Annotated in this window: 21 protein-coding genes; 8 read left to right on the forward strand and 13 right to left on the reverse strand. The window is 69.1% G+C overall.

Going from position 1 to position 20,426, the window contains the following annotated elements; all coding sequences use genetic code 11:
* Window positions 1–2 precede the first annotated feature (2 nt).
* From V3W46_RS03685 to V3W46_RS03695, 3 genes are all read right to left on the reverse strand, one after another.
* Window positions 3–1,037 (reverse strand): TDT family transporter, encoded by a 1,035-nt coding sequence (locus tag V3W46_RS03685; RefSeq protein ID WP_331781741.1) that lies wholly within the window; start codon window positions 1,035–1,037, stop codon window positions 3–5.
* Complete coding sequence (locus V3W46_RS03690; protein WP_331781742.1) at window positions 1,027–2,007, reverse strand: ketopantoate reductase family protein; 981 nt, start codon at window positions 2,005–2,007, stop codon at window positions 1,027–1,029. Before V3W46_RS03690 ends, V3W46_RS03685 begins: the two co-directional genes overlap by 11 nt.
* 158 nt (window positions 2,008–2,165) lie before the next feature.
* Window positions 2,166–3,032 carry a DUF1206 domain-containing protein gene (locus tag V3W46_RS03695; RefSeq protein WP_331781743.1) on the reverse strand — a complete coding sequence of 289 codons (867 nt, stop codon included), beginning with the start codon at window positions 3,030–3,032 and terminating at the stop codon, window positions 2,166–2,168.
* Between the two features lie 174 nt (window positions 3,033–3,206).
* Between V3W46_RS03695 and V3W46_RS03700 the strand changes: the two genes are divergently transcribed.
* From V3W46_RS03700 to V3W46_RS03710, 3 genes are all read left to right on the forward strand, one after another.
* Window positions 3,207–3,584: a hypothetical protein gene (locus tag V3W46_RS03700; protein WP_331781744.1), complete on the forward strand. Its 378-nt coding sequence runs from the start codon at window positions 3,207–3,209 to the stop codon at window positions 3,582–3,584.
* Window positions 3,585–3,648: 64 nt separating this feature from the next.
* The gene (locus tag V3W46_RS03705) at window positions 3,649–4,437 is read left to right on the forward strand and encodes an alpha/beta fold hydrolase (RefSeq protein ID WP_331781745.1); all 789 of its coding nucleotides are present in this window, start codon (window positions 3,649–3,651) and stop codon (window positions 4,435–4,437) included.
* A 55-nt stretch (window positions 4,438–4,492) separates the two neighbouring features.
* Window positions 4,493–4,885: a hypothetical protein gene (locus V3W46_RS03710; protein ID WP_331781746.1), complete on the forward strand. Its 393-nt coding sequence runs from the start codon at window positions 4,493–4,495 to the stop codon at window positions 4,883–4,885.
* A gap of 134 nt (window positions 4,886–5,019) precedes the next feature.
* Here the strand turns inward: V3W46_RS03710 and V3W46_RS03715 are convergent, their stop codons facing one another.
* Together V3W46_RS03715 and V3W46_RS03720 are read right to left on the reverse strand one after the other, a co-directional pair.
* Complete coding sequence (locus tag V3W46_RS03715; protein WP_331781904.1) at window positions 5,020–6,507, reverse strand: MDR family MFS transporter; 1,488 nt, start codon at window positions 6,505–6,507, stop codon at window positions 5,020–5,022.
* 309 nt (window positions 6,508–6,816) lie between these two features.
* Window positions 6,817–7,275, reverse strand: coding sequence for a GNAT family N-acetyltransferase (locus V3W46_RS03720; RefSeq protein WP_331781747.1), 459 nt, complete (start codon window positions 7,273–7,275; stop codon window positions 6,817–6,819).
* A gap of 40 nt (window positions 7,276–7,315) precedes the next feature.
* Between V3W46_RS03720 and V3W46_RS03725 the strand changes: the two genes are divergently transcribed.
* Both V3W46_RS03725 and V3W46_RS03730 read left to right on the forward strand, forming a co-directional pair.
* Window positions 7,316–7,828, forward strand: coding sequence for a GNAT family N-acetyltransferase (locus tag V3W46_RS03725; protein ID WP_331781748.1), 513 nt, complete (start codon window positions 7,316–7,318; stop codon window positions 7,826–7,828).
* 109 nt (window positions 7,829–7,937) lie between these two features.
* Window positions 7,938–8,405 carry a hypothetical protein gene (locus V3W46_RS03730; protein ID WP_331781749.1) on the forward strand — a complete coding sequence of 156 codons (468 nt, stop codon included), beginning with the start codon at window positions 7,938–7,940 and terminating at the stop codon, window positions 8,403–8,405.
* 17 nt (window positions 8,406–8,422) lie between these two features.
* Here V3W46_RS03730 and V3W46_RS03735 read toward each other — a convergent pair whose 3' ends face one another.
* The 6 genes from V3W46_RS03735 to V3W46_RS03760 all read right to left on the reverse strand — a co-directional run bounded on the left by V3W46_RS03735 (window position 8,423) and on the right by V3W46_RS03760 (window position 14,453).
* Window positions 8,423–9,064: an alpha-ketoglutarate-dependent dioxygenase AlkB gene (locus V3W46_RS03735; RefSeq protein ID WP_331781750.1), complete on the reverse strand. Its 642-nt coding sequence runs from the start codon at window positions 9,062–9,064 to the stop codon at window positions 8,423–8,425.
* A gap of 102 nt (window positions 9,065–9,166) precedes the next feature.
* Complete coding sequence (locus V3W46_RS03740) at window positions 9,167–10,651, reverse strand: mannitol dehydrogenase family protein (RefSeq protein ID WP_331781751.1); 1,485 nt, start codon at window positions 10,649–10,651, stop codon at window positions 9,167–9,169.
* 118 nt (window positions 10,652–10,769) lie between these two features.
* Complete coding sequence (locus V3W46_RS03745) at window positions 10,770–11,747, reverse strand: ABC transporter substrate-binding protein (RefSeq protein ID WP_331781752.1); 978 nt, start codon at window positions 11,745–11,747, stop codon at window positions 10,770–10,772.
* Between the two features lie 40 nt (window positions 11,748–11,787).
* Window positions 11,788–12,879, reverse strand: a complete 1,092-nt coding sequence (locus V3W46_RS03750; RefSeq protein ID WP_331781753.1) for an ABC transporter permease — start codon at window positions 12,877–12,879, stop codon at window positions 11,788–11,790.
* On the reverse strand, window positions 12,876–13,643 hold the full coding sequence (locus V3W46_RS03755) for an ATP-binding cassette domain-containing protein (RefSeq protein WP_331781754.1): 768 nt from the start codon (window positions 13,641–13,643) through the stop codon (window positions 12,876–12,878). Before V3W46_RS03755 ends, V3W46_RS03750 begins: the two co-directional genes overlap by 4 nt.
* A 138-nt stretch (window positions 13,644–13,781) precedes the next feature.
* Window positions 13,782–14,453, reverse strand: coding sequence for a nucleoside/nucleotide kinase family protein (locus tag V3W46_RS03760; RefSeq protein ID WP_331781755.1), 672 nt, complete (start codon window positions 14,451–14,453; stop codon window positions 13,782–13,784).
* Window positions 14,454–14,756: 303 nt separating this feature from the next.
* On the opposite strand from V3W46_RS03760, the gene V3W46_RS03765 reads away from it, so the two are divergent.
* The 3 genes from V3W46_RS03765 (at window position 14,757) to V3W46_RS03775 (ending at window position 17,914) form a co-directional block, all read left to right on the forward strand.
* Window positions 14,757–15,485, forward strand: coding sequence for an SDR family oxidoreductase (locus V3W46_RS03765; RefSeq protein WP_331781756.1), 729 nt, complete (start codon window positions 14,757–14,759; stop codon window positions 15,483–15,485).
* 96 nt (window positions 15,486–15,581) lie between these two features.
* Entirely contained in the window at window positions 15,582–16,652 is a 1,071-nt protein-coding gene (locus tag V3W46_RS03770) for a LacI family DNA-binding transcriptional regulator (protein WP_331781757.1), read from the forward strand.
* Between the two features lie 2 nt (window positions 16,653–16,654).
* Complete coding sequence (locus V3W46_RS03775) at window positions 16,655–17,914, forward strand: AGE family epimerase/isomerase (RefSeq protein ID WP_331781758.1); 1,260 nt, start codon at window positions 16,655–16,657, stop codon at window positions 17,912–17,914.
* A 121-nt stretch (window positions 17,915–18,035) separates the two neighbouring features.
* Here V3W46_RS03775 and V3W46_RS03780 read toward each other — a convergent pair whose 3' ends face one another.
* Window positions 18,036–18,935: a hypothetical protein gene (locus tag V3W46_RS03780; RefSeq protein WP_331781759.1), complete on the reverse strand. Its 900-nt coding sequence runs from the start codon at window positions 18,933–18,935 to the stop codon at window positions 18,036–18,038.
* Between the two features lie 134 nt (window positions 18,936–19,069).
* On the reverse strand, window positions 19,070–20,425 hold the full coding sequence (locus V3W46_RS03785; protein WP_331781760.1) for an FGGY-family carbohydrate kinase: 1,356 nt from the start codon (window positions 20,423–20,425) through the stop codon (window positions 19,070–19,072).
* Between the last annotated feature and the right edge of the window lies 1 nt (window position 20,426).

Genomic DNA, 20,426 nt, shown 5'->3' on the forward strand with positions numbered 1-20,426 from the left:
CGTCAGGCCAGTGTATCGGCCGCAGCACGGCGCACGAGAAAGACCACCGTGGCCGCCGCTATTGCCAGGATCACGGCCGTCGCCGCGGCAAGAACGACCCACGAGACGATCTGCCAACCGTCGAATGGCGACGACGCGAACCAGCGCAGAGCGAAGTTGCTGGCCGACGCCACGGGAAAGGTGAAGGCCCAGAACGCCAGGCTGAACGGCAGGCGGCGGTACTCGGGCAGCAGAACGAACTGCACGAGCAGCATGATGACGACGACTCCGCCGAACGCGAACTCGATCGGGCCGCTGCGGCCGCCCGAAGCTGCGAACCAGGCGATGCCTCCGGTGGCGGGTGGGGCGAGCAGCACGGCCAACGTCGGCTTGACGGCATCCGGCAGCTGGCTTCTCGTCATCAGGCGGCCGGTGACGACGGTGCCCACCACGAGCCAGAAGAACACGCCCACGCCGAACGCGGCGACCGCGGCCTCGTGCGCGCCGACGCTCGAGAGGCCGATGCTCGCGATGAAGGCCCCGGCGACCACCGGCAGGAAGTAGCCGGGATGCAGAGAGTCGATATGCAGCTCGCCGACGATCCAGTGGGCGAAGAGCTGAGCCGCGACCACGGCGAGCGCGGTGACGAAGACGGCCATGATCCACGGGGCTGCTGCGGGAACGTACTGGCCGTAGTGCGTGGCCAGCACGATTCCGACGACCGGGATGTACGAGGCGAACGGGCCGATGCCCGGGTGGGTCAGGTCAGCGCGGAATCTTCCGCGGCTGACCGCACCCTGGGCGATGTAGATGAGACTGAACGCGGCCCAGATGAGGGCGGAGACGGCGAAGAAGACTTCGACGGGCCAGCCGGGGGCGCCGATGAGGGTCTCGGCCGCCGACCAGGCGCCGCCGAGGCCGGCGAGGCCGAGCGGTATGGCGAAGAGGTTCAGCCCGAGCGGTCGTGGTGCGCGGGTGCGGGCGCCGGCGCGGGTGCCGGCGCGGGTGCGGCCACGGGTGCGCAGGACGCGGAGGCGGCCGCGGTCGTCAGGCGGCACGTCGCGACTCCTCGAAGACGCACAGCGACGTGTACGCGAGCGTGAGCAGCGGCACGGCGAGACCGGCAGCCCGACCCCGGTCCACGAGATCGCCGACGATCTGGTCGGCCTCCACCGCTCGGCCCTGCACGAGGTCACGGTAGAGCGAGGTGGAGAAACCGGAGCCGGGCTCGGTCAGGGTGGAGACGACGCGATCGCGCGCCTCGGCTCGGGGCGGGAACCCGGCGGCGGCAGCCACGGCGAAGGTCTCGTCGACGATCGCGAGCGCCGTCTCCGTTCCGCCCGGGGCCGCCACGATGGGTCCGACCGTGCCACGCAGCAGGGTGGTGAGGGCGCCGCCGGCGCCGAGCAGCATCCATTTCTCCCACATGTCGTGCTCGATGGTGGCCGAGAGGGTGGTGCGAAAACCGGCGTCGGCGAGGGCGCGGTCGGTCTCGAGCATCCGTTCGCTCGCAGAGCCGTCGAACTCGCCGTACGAGAGCGCCGCGCCGGGGGCGACCTGCCGAATGGTCGCGTCGTCGTCGACCTGGGTGGCCACTACGCACACGCCGCCGATGACGTGCCCGGCGCCGAAGCGTTCGCGCAGCAGGTCGATGTGGCGCATTCCGTTCAGGGTGGGCAGGATGATCGTGTCGGGGCCGATCGCCGCAGCGATGTCGGCCATGGCCTGCTCCAGCCCGTACGCCTTGACGGCCAGCAGCACGAGGTCGTAGGCGCGATCGACCGGCGGCGACGCCTCTGGAAGATCGACGGCCCCGGCTGTCGGAGCTGCCGCGAGCTCGGCGGCCGTGACCGTGTTGACCCGCAGCGTCAGGTCGTCGCCCTTCAGCGTATGGATGCGCAGGCCGTGCTCGGCGAGCGCCGCCGCCCGCGCGGGCCGCACCAGGAACGTGACGTCGCGGCCGGCCTGCACGAGCCTGCCGCCGAAGAAGCCGCCTACGGCGCCGGCACCCACCACCAGAATGCGCACGCGACTGCCTCCCGCCCTGCGGGCCGTTCACCCGCTGCTAGAACGCTACCGCACACCTGCGTTCGTGGAGCAAACCCAGGCGTCGGCGCAGCCTGGTGGCGTCGGCGCAGCCTGGTGGCGTCGGCACAGCCGGATGGCGTCGGCGCAGCCGGATGGCGTCAGAGCCTGCCCCAGCGCGCCCGGGCGCCGAGATAGACCCCGTAGGCGATCAGCCCCGCACCCACGACCACGAGGATGACCACGCCGAAGGGCAACGCGGCGAGGGAGGTGAGCGCGCCATCCATTCCGCTCGCCTTCGACGGGTCGAGCGTGAACGCCGCGACCACGAACAGCACACCGACCACGGCGAGCGCGACGCCCTTCGCGATGTAACCGGCGATGCCGAGACCGACGACGGCACGGCCCGTGGCGCCGGAGGGAACGGTCAGGTCTTTCGTGAACTTCTTCGTGATTCCGCGCACGACGAAGAACACGCCGATGCCGAACACCACCAGGCCGATCACCACCAGCAGAATGACCCCGCCCGGTGTCTGGATGAGCTTCGCGCTGGCGCTCTGGCTGCTGCTCGACGAGCTCGACGAGCCGCCGGTCGCGAACGTCAGGGCGGTCACGCCGATGGCGATGTATGCCACCGCTTTGCCGAACTCTGAGACCCGCTTGCCCCAGCGCTTCTTCGGGTCGCTGTTGCGCACCAGAAAACCCGACACGATCTGCCAGAGCCCCAGAGCGAACAGCCCGACCACGATCACCCAGAGCAGCGCGATGCCAGCCGGGTTGCCCGCGAGCTGCGAGAGCGCGCCCGACTGGTCGGCTTCGGTGCCGCCACCGCTGCCACCACCGCTTCCGCCGGATCCACCGCTCGAGCCGCCCGCACCGCCGCCGCCCGAGACGGCGATCGAGATCGCAATCACCCCGATGAGTACGTGCAGCAGGCCGTTCACGGCGTACCCGAGGCGGGCGAGCAGGCGCAGGGCCGTGCTGTCACGAGCAGTGTCGGCGGCTTTCGTCGCAGGAGTGCCGTTCATGCGTTCAGGCTACTGTGAGCGCCGCGGCCCCGTCGCCGGGGTTGCAGGATGCCCGGGCGTGTGCCACGACGAACCCGCCACGTAATAGGCTGATCGGGTACACGCTTGTGGGGTGCCGGCTCGCGGCATCCGAGCCGCAGGCACCGTGGTCGTCACCGAGGAGACGCGAGACCGATGGTCAACAACATTGTCGAGAGATCACCGGGCAACCCGCTGCCCAAGCCGCTGGCCGGCCTCACCTTCGTGCTCATGACCGCCGTCGCCATCGTGCTGTGGAGCATCGCCCACCTGGTGACCGACCCGCACGCCGGTGCCTTCGTCGTCGACACCGGGCTGGTGCTCGTGTCGGTGGGCTTCTCGATGCTGTTCATCGACTGGGCCCGCACCGCCGTGCGCGCGCTGTTCTTCGGGTTGCTCGCCCTCGGCCTCTTCGCGCTGGCCGACTTCGGGCAGATTCTCGTGCTCACCTACATGCTGCGTATCATCGTGCCGCTCTTCGCGCTGTACATGCCCGTCAACAAGGTGTCGTCGAACTTCCGCATCTTCGCCTGATCGACGGCGGGGGCTGGGGCGCCTACCCCGTGCAATCGCGGCGCGACCGCAGTACCGTGTCGGTGTGAGCACGATCGTCCTGATTCCGGGCGCCGGCGGCGAGGGATGGTACTGGCATCTCGTCAGCCCCCTGCTCGAGCGCGCCGGGCACCGCGTGGTGGCACCCGATCTGCCCTCTGGTGACGACGCCGCGACCTTCGACGACTACGCCGATGCGGTCATCGAGGCAGTGCGAGCGGTCGGCCCCGCCTCCGCCTCCGCGGCCGACGGACACGCGGCCGATCGGGCCGAGGGCACGGGCATCGGCACCCTCTCGGGCGCAGCGAACGACGACGTCGTGGTCGTCGCCCAGTCGCTCGGCGGCTTCACCGCCGCGGCCGTCTGCGAGCGCCTCCCCGTGCGGCTGCTCGTCTACGTCAACGCGATGATTCCGCTGCCCGCCGAGAACTCAGGCGCGTGGTGGCAGGCTACTGGGCAGGGCGAGGCTGCCGCCGCCTACGCACGCGAGCAGGGCCGCGACCCGGCCGCCGTCTTCGACCCGGTCGAGGGCTTCTTTCACGACGTGCCGCCCGAGGTCACGGCCGAGGCCCTCGGTCGCGCAGAGCCGCCGCAGAGCGAGCACATCTTCGACAGCGCAGCGCCGGCGTCGGCCTGGCCCGTCGAGAACGTGCGTGTCGTCGCCGGGCGCTACGACCGCCTTTTTCCCCTGCCGTTCATGCAGCGCATCAGTCGCGAGCGGCTGGGCATCGAGCCGGTGATCGTCGACTCCGGTCACCTCTCGGCGCTGGCGGCCCCGGATGCTCTTGCCACCCTCATCCTCGAATTCATCGACGATCTGCCACAATCCGCGTAAGAAAAGCCCAGCGGTCGTGTCTCCCATTCGGGGGGTACTTTTCAAAGGGGTGAGCATGAGGTCGATCGTGGTGGGGTTCCGGGCCGAGTCGCGGGGGCTGTGGTTCCGCAACCACCGGGGCAGCGTGATCGACGTCTGCGTCGCGCCGGGCCGCCCGGCCGCCGGCGGGGGCGGCGCCATCGGCACTGTTCTCGGGTCGGGCACCCTCATCGGCTACGTATCGAGGGCCGCCCGCGACAGCGGTGTGCGCCTGGTCATTCTGACCGTGCTGAGCGACTCGGGCGAAGCGGTCGCCGGGCCGATGCTGAGCGCCACGCTCGATGACGACGAGGCCCACCTCATCATGCGAGCGGCCGCCGAGAACGACGACCCCGTCAGGGCGCTACGCCACTTCGTCACGTTCCGGCCGGAGCGGTGCCCGCTGAGCAGCGCCGCCGCCGAGCCCTGACCTGAGCTGGGCCGGGCTGGGCTGGGCTGCCCTGAGCCGCCCTGACCCGAGTTGGGCTGAGCTGGCGACAGCAACACCACCGACGACGCCCTGCCACAGCAGCGTGTGCCACGGGAGCGCGAAGCGCCGCGCCGTCAGTGCCCGGCGGGCATCCCTTCGGGCAGGTCGGCCGGCTTGCGCACCATGAACGACACCACGACCGCACCGAGCGAGATGATCGCGCCCACCAGGAACGCGGCGCGAATGCCGTCGGTCTGCGCCAGAATCGGATTGTCGCCCGCCGTCACCAGCGTGGTCGCCCGCGAGGCCATGATCGTGACGAACAACGCCGTTCCAGCGGCGCCGGCGACCTGCTGCACCGTGCCCACGACCGCAGAGCCGTGCGAGTACAGTGCAGGCTTCAGCGAGCCGAGGCTGGCCGTGAAGAGCGGCGTGAACATCAGCGCGAGGCCGACGCTCAGCACGATGTGGGCGATCAGCACCATCCACACCGGCGTGGTCGAGGTCACCATCGTCAGGGTCCAGAGAACGGCACTCACGATGATCGAGCCGGGAACCAGCAGGATGTTCGGCCCTCGCTTGTCGTAGATGCGGCCGACCAGCGGCGCGAGCGCCCCCATCACCAGCCCGCCCGGCAGCAGCAACAGCCCCGTCTGCAGGGTGCTCAACCCGAGCACGTTCTGCATGTAGATCGGCAGCAGAATCAGCGTGCCGAACAGCGCCATCATGCTGATGGCGAACATCACGATCGACAGGGTGAAGTTCTTCGACGCGAACGTGCGCAGATCGAGCAGCGCTCTGTCACCGCGCTGCAACTGCAGCTGCCGCAGGATGAACAGGGCGAGCGCCACGAGCCCGATCACGAGCGGACCCCAGCTGGGCATCCACCCCACCGGAACGCCGCCTCCGCCGATGGTCGTCAGGCCGTAGACGAGGCCGCCGAAACCGAAGGCCGAGAGGATGACCGAGAGCACGTCGAACGGAGCCTTGCGCGGCGTCGTCACGTTCGGGATGCGCAGCGCACCCAGCACCAGGGCGACGACGGCGATCGGCAGCACCAGCCAGAACATCCAGCGCCAGTCGAGCACGCTCAGAATGAGGCCAGAGATGGTGGGGCCGATGGCGGGTGCCACCGAGATCACGATCGAGATGTTGCCCATGGTGCGACCGCGCGACGCCGGCGGCACGAGCGTCATGACCGTCGTCATCAGCAGCGGCATCATGATGGCGGTGCCGCAGGCCTGGATGACGCGGGCGAAGATGAGCATGTCGAAGCCGGGCGCGGTGGCGGCCAGCAGCGTACCCACGCTGAAGAACGACATGGCCGCGATATAGACCGGTTTGGTGTTGAAGCGCTGCAGCAGGAAGCCGGTGATGGGAATCACGACGGCCATCGTGAGCATGAAGGCAGTTGTCACCCACTGGGCCTGCTCGGCCGGAATGTCGAGGCTCACCATGAGCTTCGGCAGCGCCACGCTCATGATGGTCTCGTTGAGAATCACGATGAACGCGCTGACCAGCAGGATGCCGATGACCAGGCGGTTGCGTGTGGCGAGGCGCTCGTCTTCGGCGTTCGGTGCGGTGGTGCCCACGGGGGTGGTGCTCGCGGAGGCGGTGCTCATGGGGGCGGTGCTCACGGGGGCGGTGCTGCCGCCCTCGAAGACCTCGGTCGGGGCGGAGCTGGCGATTCTGATCTCTGTGTCGTCAGACACCGGGTCTCCTGTCGTTGCAAGCAGTAGGGGTGCGGTCGTGCCGGTTCACAGTTCAAGCTGCGCGCCGGGATCATTATTCCGGTGCGTCGTTCGGCTGCGAACGGGTACGACGCTAGCGGCGGCCACCGACACTGCGGATGCCCGGCGGAACCTCTCGGCTCCACTCCCCCGCGCGCGAATGTGTACGTTGTTCACATTAGCCGAAGCGGCCCGGCTGCGCTAGAGGTCGAGCATCCGTTCATAGCAGAGCGACTGCGGCGAGTCGGCGTAGTAGCCGAAGCACGGAATCGGCACGTACTGCTCCCGTTCGTAGAAGCGCACGGCGTCGGGCTGGGCTGGTCCGGTCTCGAGACGCAGCAGCACGAGCCCGCGCGCACGCGCCTCGGCTTCGAGGGCGCGCAAGATCTGCGTCGAGACGCCCGTTCCGCGAGCGCCCGGTGTGACGAACATCCGCTTGATCTCTGCCGCCCCGCCGCCGAGCAGTCGAAGTGCACCACAGCCCACGGGTTCGCCGGCCTCAGACCTGGCGATCAGAAACACTTCGATGTCTTCGGCCGAGGGTTTGGTGCCGGGCTCGGTGTCGGCACCGTAGCGATTGTCGAGCTCGTCTCGCTGCGCCTGGCGCAGGCGGGCGCCGTCGGGGTGGCTCCAGGGAACGGTCTCGATCTCGATGCTCACCCCTCTATTGTGGCAATGAACCACGCCCTAGGCTCGAAGAGTGAGTCTCGAAGGCATCGTCATCCGTTCCACCACCGAGGAGGACTGGCTCGATGTGCGGGCACTGCGCCTCGAGATGCTCGCCGACACCCCCATCGCATTCGGCGACACCCTCGAGTCGGCGCGGCTGGCCGGCGAACTCTACTGGCGTGAGCGCGGTCGGCGTGGCACAACCGGCTCGGGAACGAACCTGGTGGCCATCGACCCCGCCGCCGAAGACCGCTGGGTCGGAACGATGGGCGGCTACCTCGACCGCACAGCCGGCCCGATGCTCGTCGGCGTCTACGTGTCGCCCGCCTATCGCGGGGTGTCGCGCGGGGTCACGGATGCTCTGCTCGCCGGTGTCGAAGACTGGGCCCGCACCGAGTCCGACACCCTCACCCTGCGCGTGCACTCGCAGAACGCCCGCGCGATCGCGGCCTACGAACGGCGGGGCTACGTGGCGACGGGAAAGCTGTTCCCCTACATCCTGAACCCCCACCAGCGCGAGATGGAGATGCGCAAGGCGCTCTAGCCGCACCGGGCTGCGCTGCGCGTACTCCCCAGCCGTGTGCTTCGCCCACTTCTCCACAGTCGGGCCATCCCGGCCGGCCGGCCGGATGCCCGTGGCCGAAGATCGTGGCATGACAACTCTCACAACCGACCACCCGGCCCCCGCCGCACCCGCACACTCATCAGCGCCAGCGCCGACGCCCGAGGAACGCAGCCACCTGCTGCATCCCCCGCTGCGCACCGACGCCGACATCGAGGAGCGGGTGATGAGCGCCATCGGAACGGCCTGCCGCACCCAGCTCTGGCTCCTTCTGCTCGACGCCCACGACCGCCAGCTGCCGATCGCGCTCCCCTGCGACGACCTGGCCCCGAAGCCGCGCCGGGGCGACGCCGACACCCTGGTCGCATTCATGGCGGGGCTCATGGCCGACCGCGGCGCTACCCAGCTCATCGCGGTGTGGGAGCGGCCAGGGGGTGGCGCGCTCGGCGGTGCCGACGCAGCCTGGGCGACCGCCCTGGCCGAGGCCTGCGATCGCCGCGGCGTGCGCCTGCGCGCTCAGCTGCACAGCCACTCCCGCGGCGTGACCCTCCTCCCGTGACGCCCAGGCGGCGCCGTTCAGGCCCCGAGCCGCTTCCAGTACGGCCGGAACTGCACGCTGATGCGGGGGCCGACCGCCTGCTTCGTCTTGAGGATGGCGTGCTCGTGCGTGCGCTGGCAGCTGCCGCCCATCACCACGAGGTCACCGTGCCCGACGACGAAGCGACGCACGTCTCCCCCGCCCTTCGGCCTGATCGACAGCGTTCGTTCCGTGCCGACCGAGACGATGGCGACCATCGTGTCGCGGTCGATGAGCCGGCCCACCCGGTCGCCATGCCACGCCACGCTGTCATCGCCGGTTCGGTAGAAGCAGAGCCCCGCAGTCTCGAAGACCTGGTCTTTGGGGCGGCCGTAGTGGTCGTTCAGCGCCTGCTGCGCGAGGTCGAGAACGGGGTCGGGCAGACCCGACTCCGGGCCGAACCACGACACGAGCCGTGGCACCGCCACCACCCGGTCGTACATCTCGCGCGAGTCGGCCTTCCACGGCACGCGCTGGGCCAGCCGCTCGAACAGCTCGTCGGAGTTGCTCACCCAGCCCGGTCGCACGTCGAGCCAGGCGCCTGCGCCGAGGTCGATGCGCCGCACCGCCGGGCCGAGCGGCTCGAGCTGCGGCTCCGCCCCCGGCTCGTCGAACAGCGAGGTCTGGTACGCGAGCGTCATACCTCCACTCTACAGACCTTCGAACGTATGTTCGAGTGGTTTTTCCGCCGACGGCGCAGTCGACCGCGAACGCGCGCGGCAGATGGGCCCGCGCGAGCCGGCTCACACGCGCTGCGCGTGCGCCAGGGCGCGCATGGCCCCGACCGATCCATCGACCTGGATGCTCTTGCGGGCCGCCAGGTACGCCTCGCGGAATCGCGGGTTCTCGCCGAGGTCGCCGAACACCTCGCGCACGTCGAGAAGAGCCCCGGGAGCATCCTTCTCGGCCGCCACCGCCTCGGTCAGCACCTTCTTGCGTACATCGGTGACGAGAATGGGCTGGCCCTCTTCGGTACTGCCCTCGAGGTAGACGCTCCACGCGGCGATGACAAGCGCGGCGTGGTCGATCGATCCGCCCGAGGCGAGTTGGTCGCGCACGACGGGCAGCAAGAACTTCGGCAGGCGCTCCGACCCGTCGACGACCTGGCGGGCGAGCGTGTCGGCGATGGCCGTGCTCGAGAACCGCGCGATGAGCTCATGGCGATAGTCGTCGAGATCGATGCCCGGCACCGGCTGCAGAGTGGGCGAGGCCTCCTGCGTCATGTACGAGAGCAGAAAGGTGCTGAACAGCGGCGTGCGGCACACCTCGTGCACGTACGTGTACCCGGCCAGAATGCCGAGGTAGCTCATCGCCTGGTGCGAGGCGTTCAGCAGGCGCAGCTTCATGAGTTCGTAGGGCTCGACGTCGTCGACCACCTGCACGCCGACCGACTCGAGCGCGGGGCGGCCGAGCGTGAACGAGTCTTCGAGCACCCACTGCTCGAACGACTCCGACACCACGGGCCAGGTGTCGTCGATGCCATACACCGAGGCGACCTCGGCGCGCGACTGGTCGGTCGTGGCGGGCGTGATGCGGTCGACCATCGAGTTCGGAAACCGCACGTTGCGATCGATCCACTCGCCGAGGTCTTCGTCTTTGAGCAGGGCGAACGAGGTCAGCGCCTTGCGGGCGACCACGCCATTGCCCTGGATGTTGTCGCACGACATCACTGTGAACGGAGCGACCTCGGCCTCGCGGCGCCGGCGCAGCGCCTCGGTGATCAGCCCGAACACCGTTGCCGGCACGGCCCCCGCGGCCAGGTCGCGCTGCACGGCCGGGTTCGAGGCGTCGAACTCGCCGGTGGCGTCGTTGACGTTGTAGCCGCCCTCGGTCACCGTCAGCGAGACGATGCGCGTGTTCGGGTCGGCGAGCGTACGGATGACCGCCTCAGGGTCGTCGGGAGCGAACAGGTACTGGGTGATCGAGCCGATCACCCGCGCCTCCGCCCGGCCGTCGGGGTGCTTCACGACCAGGGTGTACAGATTGTCTTGGGCGGCGAAGACGTCGCGCATGGCGGCGTCCGACGGCAGCACACCGACGCCGCAGATGCCCCACTCCGCGGTCTGGCCGCCGGCGAGCACCCGGTCGATGAACATCGCCTCGTGCGACCGGTGGAAGGCGCCCACCCCGAAGTGCACGATGCCGGTCGTCACATTCCGTCGGTTGTAGTGCGGCACCGGAACCGTCTGGCCGATCGACGACAGGGTGCTGTTGGTCAGCTTGACCATGGGGCGGGCTCCTCGAATTGAAGGTGGTGAAATGAACACGGGTTCCCTCCCGAGACGATTCGGGAGAGAACCCGTGGGCTCTGTACGGTGCGCGGGCGCACCGAGTCTCTACGGGCTGCTAGCAGCTCGACTTGTAGACGTAGTCCTTGCCGGTGGTGTCGATGTTGTCGAGCGTCAACACCTGGAACCCGGTCTGGGTCTTGGCCGTGACGGTCTCGCCCTTGAGGGCGGCGACAGCCGCATCGACGCCGTCGGCGCCGATCAGCGCCGGCTGCTGGGCGACCAGGGCGTCGATCGTGCCGTCGCGCAGGTCTTTCACCTGCGCGGGGCCCGCGTCGAAGCCGGCGATCTTCACCGTGTCCTGCTTGCCGGCCTGGCGCACACCGGTGGCCGTGCCTTCAGCGGCGAACGTGTTGGTCGCGAAGACGCCCACGATGTCGGGGTCTTTGGCCAGCGCGGCCGTGATCAGCTTGGCTGCCTCGGCCGGGTCGTTGTGGCTGTACTGCACGCCGAGGTAGTCGAACGACGAGTCGGCCTTGACGGCATCTTCGAAGCCGGCGATCCGAGCATCCGTCGTCGAGATGCCGGGGTCGGTCGCCATGATCAGCACCTTGCCGCCGTTCGGGTTCAGCTGCTTGATCGCGTCGAAGCCGGCCTTGCCGCCGCCGTTGTTGTCGGAGGAGATCTGGGCGGTGGCGAACGACGGGTCGTCGACCGAGGTGTCGACCAGAACGACCTTGATGCCGGCCTGGGCCGCGGCGTTCAGCGGCGCCTGCATGGCGGTCACGTCGGTCGGGGCGATCAGCAGTGCGTCGGGCTTCGAGGCGACCACCGAGTCGACGATGGGTTTCTGCAGCGTCGGGTCGAACTTGGCGGGGCCCTGGGTGTTCACCGTGACGCCCAGCTTCGCGGCCTCGGCCTCGATGCCGCACTGCATGGTGATGTAGAACTCGTCGCCGGCGACGCCCTGCACGAATGACAGTTTGTAGGCGCCGGGGGTGCTGCTCGTCGAGCCGCCACCCGCACACGCGCTGAGCGAGAGTGCGGCGATGGCGCCGATACCGACTAGGGAGACGAGGCGTCTCTTTGACTTCATTGTTAAAGCTCCTCTTGGTTCAGGGTTGCGACTGTGATTTTCATTTCTTCTTCGACCAGAGACTGCTCAAAGAGACCTTGGATTTCGACCCGGCGCCACGGGCCGCGGAGGCCCGCCGTCGCTGGTCGATGTACACCGCGGCGACCAGCACGGCGCCGACAGCGACCTGCTGCCAGAACGGCTGCACGCCGATGATGACGAAGCCGTTCTGCAGAACGGCGGGGATGAACAGACCGACCATCGTGCCGAAGATCGTTCCGACGCCACCGAAGATGCTGGTGCCACCGATGACGACGGCCGCGATCACGTTCAGGTTGGTCTGCGACTGCCCGGCGATGGCGGTGGTGCCGTACTGCGAGAGCGAGAGCAGTCCGCCGAGGCCGGCGAGCGCACCCGACAGGGCGTAGATGGAGATCAGCTGGCGGTCGACCTTCACGCCGACGCGGCGGGCCGCTTCTTCGTTCGAGCCGACGGCGAAGGTGTAGAGGCCGAACTTCGTCTTGTGCAGAATCACCGCGAAGATGATCACGATGATCAGCGCGAGCAGCGAGATCAGCGGGATGGTCGTTCCCCACACGTTGCCGTAGCCGATGGTGTCGGTCAGAACGGTGGGCACGTCGCGAATGTCGACGCCGTCGGTGAGCACCTGGGCGAGGCCGAGCGCCGCGCCGAGTGTGCCCAGTGTGACGATGAGGGGCGGCACCTTCGCCTTGGCGATCAGAAAGCCGTTCAGCAGGCCCCAGGCGAGGCCGACGACGATCGCGACGATGAGGCCGATCACGGCCGTTCCCCAGCCCTGGCCGCCGAGGGCGACCATCACTTTGGCCGAGACGACCCCCGAGAACACCAGCACCGAGCCGACCGACAGGTCGATGCCCGAGGTGATGATGACGAAGGTCATGCCGATGCCGAGCACCGCGAGAATCGAGACGTTCTGCACGATCTGACGAATGTTGGTCCACTGCGGAAAGATCGTCGGCGCCAGAATCGTGAAGATCAGGAAGATCACGATGAGCACCAGCAGGATCTGGAACGACTGGATGCCGGTCAGCCGCGAGAGGAAGTTCCTGGGCTTGCCGTCGTCGACGTTGGGCGCCACCGGAACCCCGGTGGGGGTGGCTGTCTGGGTCATGCTCCTGCTCCGTCCAGTGCGCCGGTCATCGCGGCGACCAGTTCTTCCATGTTCGTTTTGTTCGCTTCGAACGTCGCGATACGGCGGCCGAGGCGCAGAACCTGCACCCGGTCGGCGACCTCCATGACGTTCGGCATGTTGTGGCTGATGAAGACGACGCCGACACCCTTGTCGCGCACGCGGCGGATGGTCTCGAGAACGTTCTTGGTCTGAACGACACCGAGGGCGGCGGTGGGCTCGTCGAGAAAGATGACGCCCTTCGCCCAGGCCACGGCACGGGCGATCGCGATCGCCTGGCGCTGGCCACCCGACATTCCGCCGACCGGGTCGCTCAGCGAGCGAACTGTCGCGCCGAGGTCGTTGAACGCGGCCTTCGAGCGCAGGCGCATCGTCTTGTTGTCGAGAAAGCCGAACTTGCCCAGGATGCCCGGGGCCGGCAGTTCACGACCGAGAAACATGTTCTGGGCCGGGTTCAGGTGCGGCGCCAGTGCCAGGTCTTGGTAGACCGTCTCGATGCCGAGCTTGCTCGCCGCGGTGGTCGACGTCAGGTCGACCCGGCCGCCGGCGTAGTAGATCTCGCCCGAGTCGAGCGCCAGATTGCCCGAGAGCGCCTTCACGAGGGTCGACTTGCCCGCACCGTTGTCGCCGATCAGGGCGACGACCTCACCGGCGTTGATGTCGAAGTCGACGTGGTCGAGGGCCCGCACGGCACCGAAGCTGCGGGTCAGGCCACGCGCCTCGAGAATGGGGATGGTGCTAGTCATTGTGGTACTCCATAACGTCTGCCGCGGTGCTCCCGCTGCTGTCTGTCGGTGGCTGGTTCGCCACAGATCGTCCTGTGCGCATTCCTTGTCCTTCGTTGGGGTGGTGCCGTGCGGGTGAGAAGAGTGTGTGGGCGGCGGTCAGTCCTCGGTCAGTTCGACGATGAGGTCGGCGCGGCCCTTTGCCGCTTCGATGGCGGCGCCGTTCTTCAGGTCGACGTTCTCGACCCAGTCTTCGGCCGCGGCGACAGAGCGACCGAACGATTCGTGGCGCAGCACCAGCCGGCGCCGGCGCTCGTCGAGGTCGACATCGATGTACCAGATCTGGTCGATGGCCCGCCCGGCCCGCGCCCAGCCCGGTTCGTCAGAGAGCAAGTAGTTGCCCTCGGTGATGATGAGCGGAATCGACGGGTCGACCGCAACCGCGCTGCCGATCGATTCTTCGAGACCGCGGTTGAAGACCGGCGCGTACACCGTCTCAGAGGCGGTGCGCAGGCGTTCGAGCAGCGCGGCGAACCCGAACGAGTCGAACGTGTCTGACGCACCCTTGCGGTCGGCGCGACCGAGCCGCGACAGCTCCTGGTTCGAGAGGTGGAACCCGTCCATGCCGACGATGACCGCGTCGGTGCCGAGCGCGTCGAGCAGTGCTGCGGCCACGGTCGACTTGCCCGCCCCGGGGGCGCCGGTGAGCCCGAGAATGCGGCGCTCCCCCGGCACGACGAGGGCACGGGCACGAGCGGCGAGATCCTGAATGCTCGCGGTCATGACAGCCGGCTGGGCCAGGCTCTCACGGCTCTGCGTGCTGTCAGACATCGCTTCTCCATCGGGTTCTGTGCATCACCGACTGAGAGAAATATCGCTGCGTCTGTGAAGCATTCCTGTAGTTCTGGGCAGATTCGCACCGATCGAAGCAGGTTCGGAGCTATGCGAAAACAACCGCTGCAGAGACGCTAAGCCCCCCATGTCACGGGTGTCAAGCAATTCGCCGAAATTTCATGTCACCGATGACAAGGATGCCCGGATTGTGGTTACACTGGCATGCAGCACCGCCGCGGCCTTCGCAGCCCGCCCCGTGCCGCCCCATTTTCAGAGTCGAAAGAGAAGAGACCACACCCCATGACCGACTTCAACGGCCGCACCATTCTGGTCACCGGCGCCAGCGGCGGCATCGGCGGCGAAACCGTTCGTCACCTCGTCGCGAAGGGCGCAGACGTCATCGCCAGCGGCCTCTCTGACGAGTCGCTGGCTCCCATCGTGGCCGAGACCGGCGCCCGGCCGTTGCCCTTCGACCTCACCAGCGAAGAGAGCATCAAGGGCGCACTCGAGGGCCTCGACCTGTGGGGTGTGGTGAACTGCGGCGGCTGGGGCGGCGAGATCGCCAGCCCCACCGAGACCAACATCGAGGTGTTCGACAAGGTGATGCGCATCAACGCGCGCGGCAGCCTGCTCGTCATCAAGTACGCGGCGGCATCCATGATCCGCCTCGGCAAGGGCGGCTCGATCGTGAACGTGTCGAGCCAGGCCAGCCTGGTGGCGCTGACCGGCCACATCTCGTACGGATCGTCGAAGGCAGCGCTCGACAACATCACGCGGGTGTCGGCTCTCGAGCTCGGCCAGTACGGCATCCGGGTCAACGGCGTGAACCCGACCGTCGTGATGACCCCCATGTCGGCCTGGTACTGGGGCCGCCCCGACATCGAGGGGCCCTTTCTCGAGGCCATGCCGCTCGGCAAGTGGGCGACGGAGGCCGACATCGCGGCTCCGATCGCGTTCTTGCTCAGCGACGACGCCGGCATGATCTCGGGCGTCTCGCTGCCGATCGACGGCGGGTACACCGCGCGCTGACCCCTGGAGAGGGGCAGCCGGTGGCCGGTGCGGTCGGATAGCATGACACCGGTGCCATTCGAGCGTGTGACAGCGATGTGAGAACGAGGTGACGCAATGACGACGATGCACGATGTCGCGGCCCACGCCAAGGTGAGCGCGAAGACCGTCTCGCGGGTGTTCAACGACGATCCGCACGTCGCCCCGGCCACCCGCGAGCGCATCCTCGCCGCGATGAAGCAGCTGAACTACGTGCCGAACACGCTGGCGCAGAACTTCCGCACGGGCCGCGCGCCCGTCATCGGCGTCGCAGTGCCCGACATCGCCGACCCGTTCTTCTCCTCGATCGCCCGAGCCGTCGAAGAGATCGCCGCCGAGCAGAACATGTCGGTGTCGGTCACGAGCCTCGGCAACGACCCGAGCCGCGAAGAGCCGGTGCTCGAGTCGCTGCTGCGGTTTCAGCTCAGCGGCCTCATCGTCGCGCCCATCTCTGAGAACCAGGCCTACCTGTCGCGCTGGACAGACCACACCCCCGTGGTGTTCGTCGACCGCGCTCCCACCAAGCTCGCCGTCGACAGCTTCGTCGAAGACGACCTCGGTGGGGCCCACGCCGCCACCACCCACCTGATTCGGCACGGCCACACGCGCATCGCGTTCATCGGCGACACGCTCAGCATCCCGACCACCGCCAACCGGCTCGAGGGCTACAAGAGTGCCCTCGCCGACGCCGGCCTGCCCTACCGCGACGACCTCGTGGTGTTCGGGGCGCGCACCGTCGAGGGCGCCCGGCAGGCGGTCGCCACCCTCATCGGCCGGCAGCTCGAGCCGACCGCGGTGTTCTCGTCTGACGCCCGCTGCTCGATGTCGCTGATTCCGGCGCTGCAGGAGGCGCACCAGTCGAACCTCGCGCTGGTCGGTTTCGGCGACTTCCCCATGGCGAATGCACTGCGGCCGGCCATCACCGTCGTCGACCAAGACCCCGCAAACCTCGGCCGCCTGGCCATCACGCGCATTCTCGACCGCATCGCGAACCCCACCAAGCGGTACCGCCGGCGAACCATTCTGCCGGTCGGTCTGGTCGAGCGGGCATCCTGTCTCGTGCCGTGGGATTCGCCGGTCACAGAGCCGGCGAACGGCGACCTCGCGAGCGACGACGACACGTTCTCGCCGCTGCAGGCTGCCAGCTGAGCATGAAGGCTCTCGGCTGGCTCGCCGACCCCGCCCACGGGGTGTGGCTGCAGGGTGAGGAGGCACGGCTGATCGGCTTTCCGCGGGCCCGCACCGACGCCCACGGCCATGCCGTTCAGCTCGACGCCAGTGGGGGAGCGGTGCCGGGGCCGTGCGCCCCGACCTTTCTGACGGCCCGCATGGCCTTCGTGCACGCGGTGGCGGCCCTGCGCGGGCACCCCGGCATGCGGTCGGCGGCGGGCCGGATGCTCGACGCCCTCGCCGCGCAACCGGGCCCGGGCTGGCCCGACCACCCGGCAGCGCCCGCCACCGCCTCCGCGCAGCCCAGGCGGGGTCTGACCGACCACCCGCCCGCACTCGCCACCCCCGCCGGTGCCGGTGCAGACGCGCCGGATGCCCTGCAGAGCCTGTACACCCTCGACTTCGTGATTCTGGCCGCCGCTGCCGGCGTCGCGATCGACGAACCGGGCGCATCCACCCTGCTGCGGAACGCCCTGGAGCGCTTCGACACCGCGTTCTGGGAGCCCACCGCCCAGCTCGGTGTCGACCGCATCGACGCGGCCGGGCAGCCGACCCCCTACCGCGGCATGAACGCCAACATGCACCTCGTCGAGGCGCTGCTCGCCGCCTTCGAGGTCACTGGCGAGACCGAGTGGCGAGACCGTGCCCTCGCGATCTGCCGCTTCGTGATCGCCGAGGCGGCCGGGCGAGACTGGCGCATCTGTGAGCACTACACGGCAGACTGGGTGGCCGACCCCGGCGCGAACCGCGACAGACCCGACCACGCCTTCGTGCCTTTCGGCTACACGGTGGGGCACGGCTTCGAGTGGAGCCGTCTCATCGCCCAGTGCTCGGCACTGCCCGGCACCGAGGGCTTCGTGGCCGCCGCGAACTCCCTGTTCGAGCGGCCGGCCGTCGACGGCTGGGCCCGCGACGGCGCCGACGGATTTCTGTACACGACCGACTTCGACGGCGAGCCGGTGAGCACCATGCACCTGCACTGGGTAGCGGCCGAGGCGATCGCCGCGGCATCCGTTCTCGCTCGCCTGCCCGGCGGATCCCCCGGCGCGGCAGCGCAGTACGAGCTCTGGCTCGACCACATCGACGAGGCCTTCATCGACTGCGACCTCGGATCGTGGCGCCAGCGACTCGGCGCCCCCGCCGACGCGGCCAAGCCCGACCTCTACCACTCACTGCAGTCGGTGCTGATACCCCAGCTTCCGGTGGCGCCCAGCGTGCTCGCGGCCCTGCGCGCGCGCTGAACCGCTGCGACCCCGAGCGCGACCGCGACCCCGACCGCTAGCGCGAGGGCGCTCGCGCGAACGAGGCCGAGGCCCGGGACGACCCTCCCGCCGCCCCGGCCCCGCCTTCGTGCGATGGTGCCTAGACGAGCACTGAGCTGCGGTCGAGAACGGCAGCCAGCTCCTGCAGGCGCGGCAGCGCCCGTGTGGTCAGCAGCTCTTCGCGGGTCTCGGGCGAGACGGCGAGGCTGTCCTTCCAGAGCGAGCGGCCCGCCATGGCGCCGCTCGCGCCGTTCTCGACGGCCGTTGCGACCTGCTCGATGAACGTCTCGTGGTCGACGCCGGCCGACAGAACGGCCCACGGCACACCGTCGGCCGCAGCGGTCACGGCGGCGGCAGCCTCGGCCGAGCCCGGGTACTGCAGCTTCAGCACCTTGGCGCCGGCACCGACCGACAGCTTCGCTGCGTCGATGACCAGCTGCGGGAAGATGGCCTTGTACTCTTCTTCGGTCTCGCCCTCGAGGCGGTAGACCAGAATCTCGACGATGAGCAGCAGGCCCTCCTCGGTGCACGCCTTCACGAGGTCGGCGATCTCGGCGACGACACGCGAGTCGGCGTCTTGCTTGTCGGGGCGCATGTACCAGAGCATCTTCGCCGCGTCGCCACCGAGGTCGCGAACCGTGCGCGGGGTGACTCCGGTCGAGAAGCGGGTGTACTGCAGGCCGTCGACCGTGTCGAAGCCCGAAGCGTCCATGCCGACGACGAGGCCGGTGTCGCTGTCGATCACGCCGCTCTCGACGATCAGGGGCAGCGCGACCTCAGGGTCGAGCAGGATGGCCGGGCCGTTGTTGGCCAGGAACTTCACGATGTCGGCCTTCGCCGCGGCGAGCTGCTCGAGGGTGACCGAGCCGGGGCCGGCGGGGGCATCCTTCATGACGGCCTTCATTCCGTTGCGCTGGTCGGCGGCGACGATGAGCATGCGGCCACCGGGGGTGACGATCTTCGACATCGCGCGGCGTTCGAGGGGGGTCAGTTCGTTCATGGGTGTTTCTCCTTGTTGTGTGGGTCTGGGGTGGTGCGATGGTGCGGTGTGGATGCTCGGGGTCTGGGAGCGTGTGCGATCGGGCGGTGGATGCGGCTGCGGTGCGCATCCCGGCAGGGCGCGCGGCAGCCCGGTCAGTTGGGGTCGGGGGCGAGCAGCCGCGCGGCGAACATCGTCGCGCCGTACGAGGTGTCCTGCGAGCGCTCTGACACGGTGATCGGCCCGAGAACGAGGGCACGGGCGCGTTGCACGCTGCCCATGTCTGCCCAGCCGCCGGTCAGCACCGTCGAGCTGGCCGGTGCCACCTCACGGTTCATCGCGTCGATGAGCAGTTGGATCTCGTCGTTGCCGTGCCGCAGCACCGCTCCGAAGAGCTCGGCGGGGCTGACGCCGTCGCCGCGAACGGTCAGCGAGAGCACGCCGTCGTCGTTGCGCGCGCCCCTCACCTCGATGGCTCCGGCGTCGAGCGAGCCCTCCACGGGCAGCGCGAGCACTTCGGCGTCGAGCCGATCACGGCCGGCCCGGTCGGTGATGCCCGACATCTGCAGGGCCCGCCGCATGAGCAGGCCTGTCTTGACGCCCGCCACGAGCACGAACTGCCCGGGCACGACGTGCCGCACGCAGTTGATCAGCCAGTCGGCCAGGCGCGAGCGGGCCTCGGCCGAGAGCGGCTGGTCGAGCACCCGCAGCAGAACCTCGGCCGTGCCCATCGACGCGTGGTACCGGTCGTCGGCGACGGCGCCGCCCGAGACAGCCGACACGAGGTGGTCGTGGCCGGCAACGGTGAGCCGGGCATCCTGGAACGCGGCGGGCAGCCAGTCTGCCGTCGCGGGGCCGAGGTCGGTGCCCGAGTCGACGAGCGTCGGCAGAAAGCCGGAGTCGACGCCGAGGTGGTCGAGCATCTCGGCCCAGGGCTGGCCCGAATCCTGATCGAGCAGCCCGGTGCGCGAGGCGAGCGAATAGTCGCTCACCGGCAGGCCGCCGAGCGCGAAGGCCACGAACTCGGGCAGGTTGAACCAGCGCAGGCCGGGCAGCGCGAGTCCGCCGTCGCGCAACGACAGAATCTTGACGACCGACACCTGCACGCCGACGGGCAGGCCGGTGCGGCCGGCGAATTCGGTGCGGAGGCTCTCGGGAAGGGCATCCACCTGCTGCTGCCCGCGCGGGTCGAACCATGCCATGCCCGGGGCGACGGCGCGGCCGGCGGCGTCGAGCAGAAGACCGGTCTCGCCCATGCCCGACACGGCGATGGCGGCGACATGTGCCTCGTCGGCCGCGACCAGGGCTGTCAGCCGGTCGGCGGCCGTCTCGAGCAGGTCACGGATGACCGAGACCAGCCGGTCGGCGTCGAGATCGGTGGTGCCACCGGGGCCCGCGCGCCAGGGCGTCGGGCGCTGTTCGACGAACAGCTCGACGCCCTCGTCGTCTGCAAGGAGCACTTTGACTCCGGTGCTGCCGAGGTCGAGGCCGGCAACGAAGGTTCTGGGCATC

The organism is Subtercola sp. YIM 133946, assembly GCF_036553535.1.
In the GTDB taxonomy this organism is placed as follows: domain Bacteria; phylum Actinomycetota; class Actinomycetes; order Actinomycetales; family Microbacteriaceae; genus Subtercola.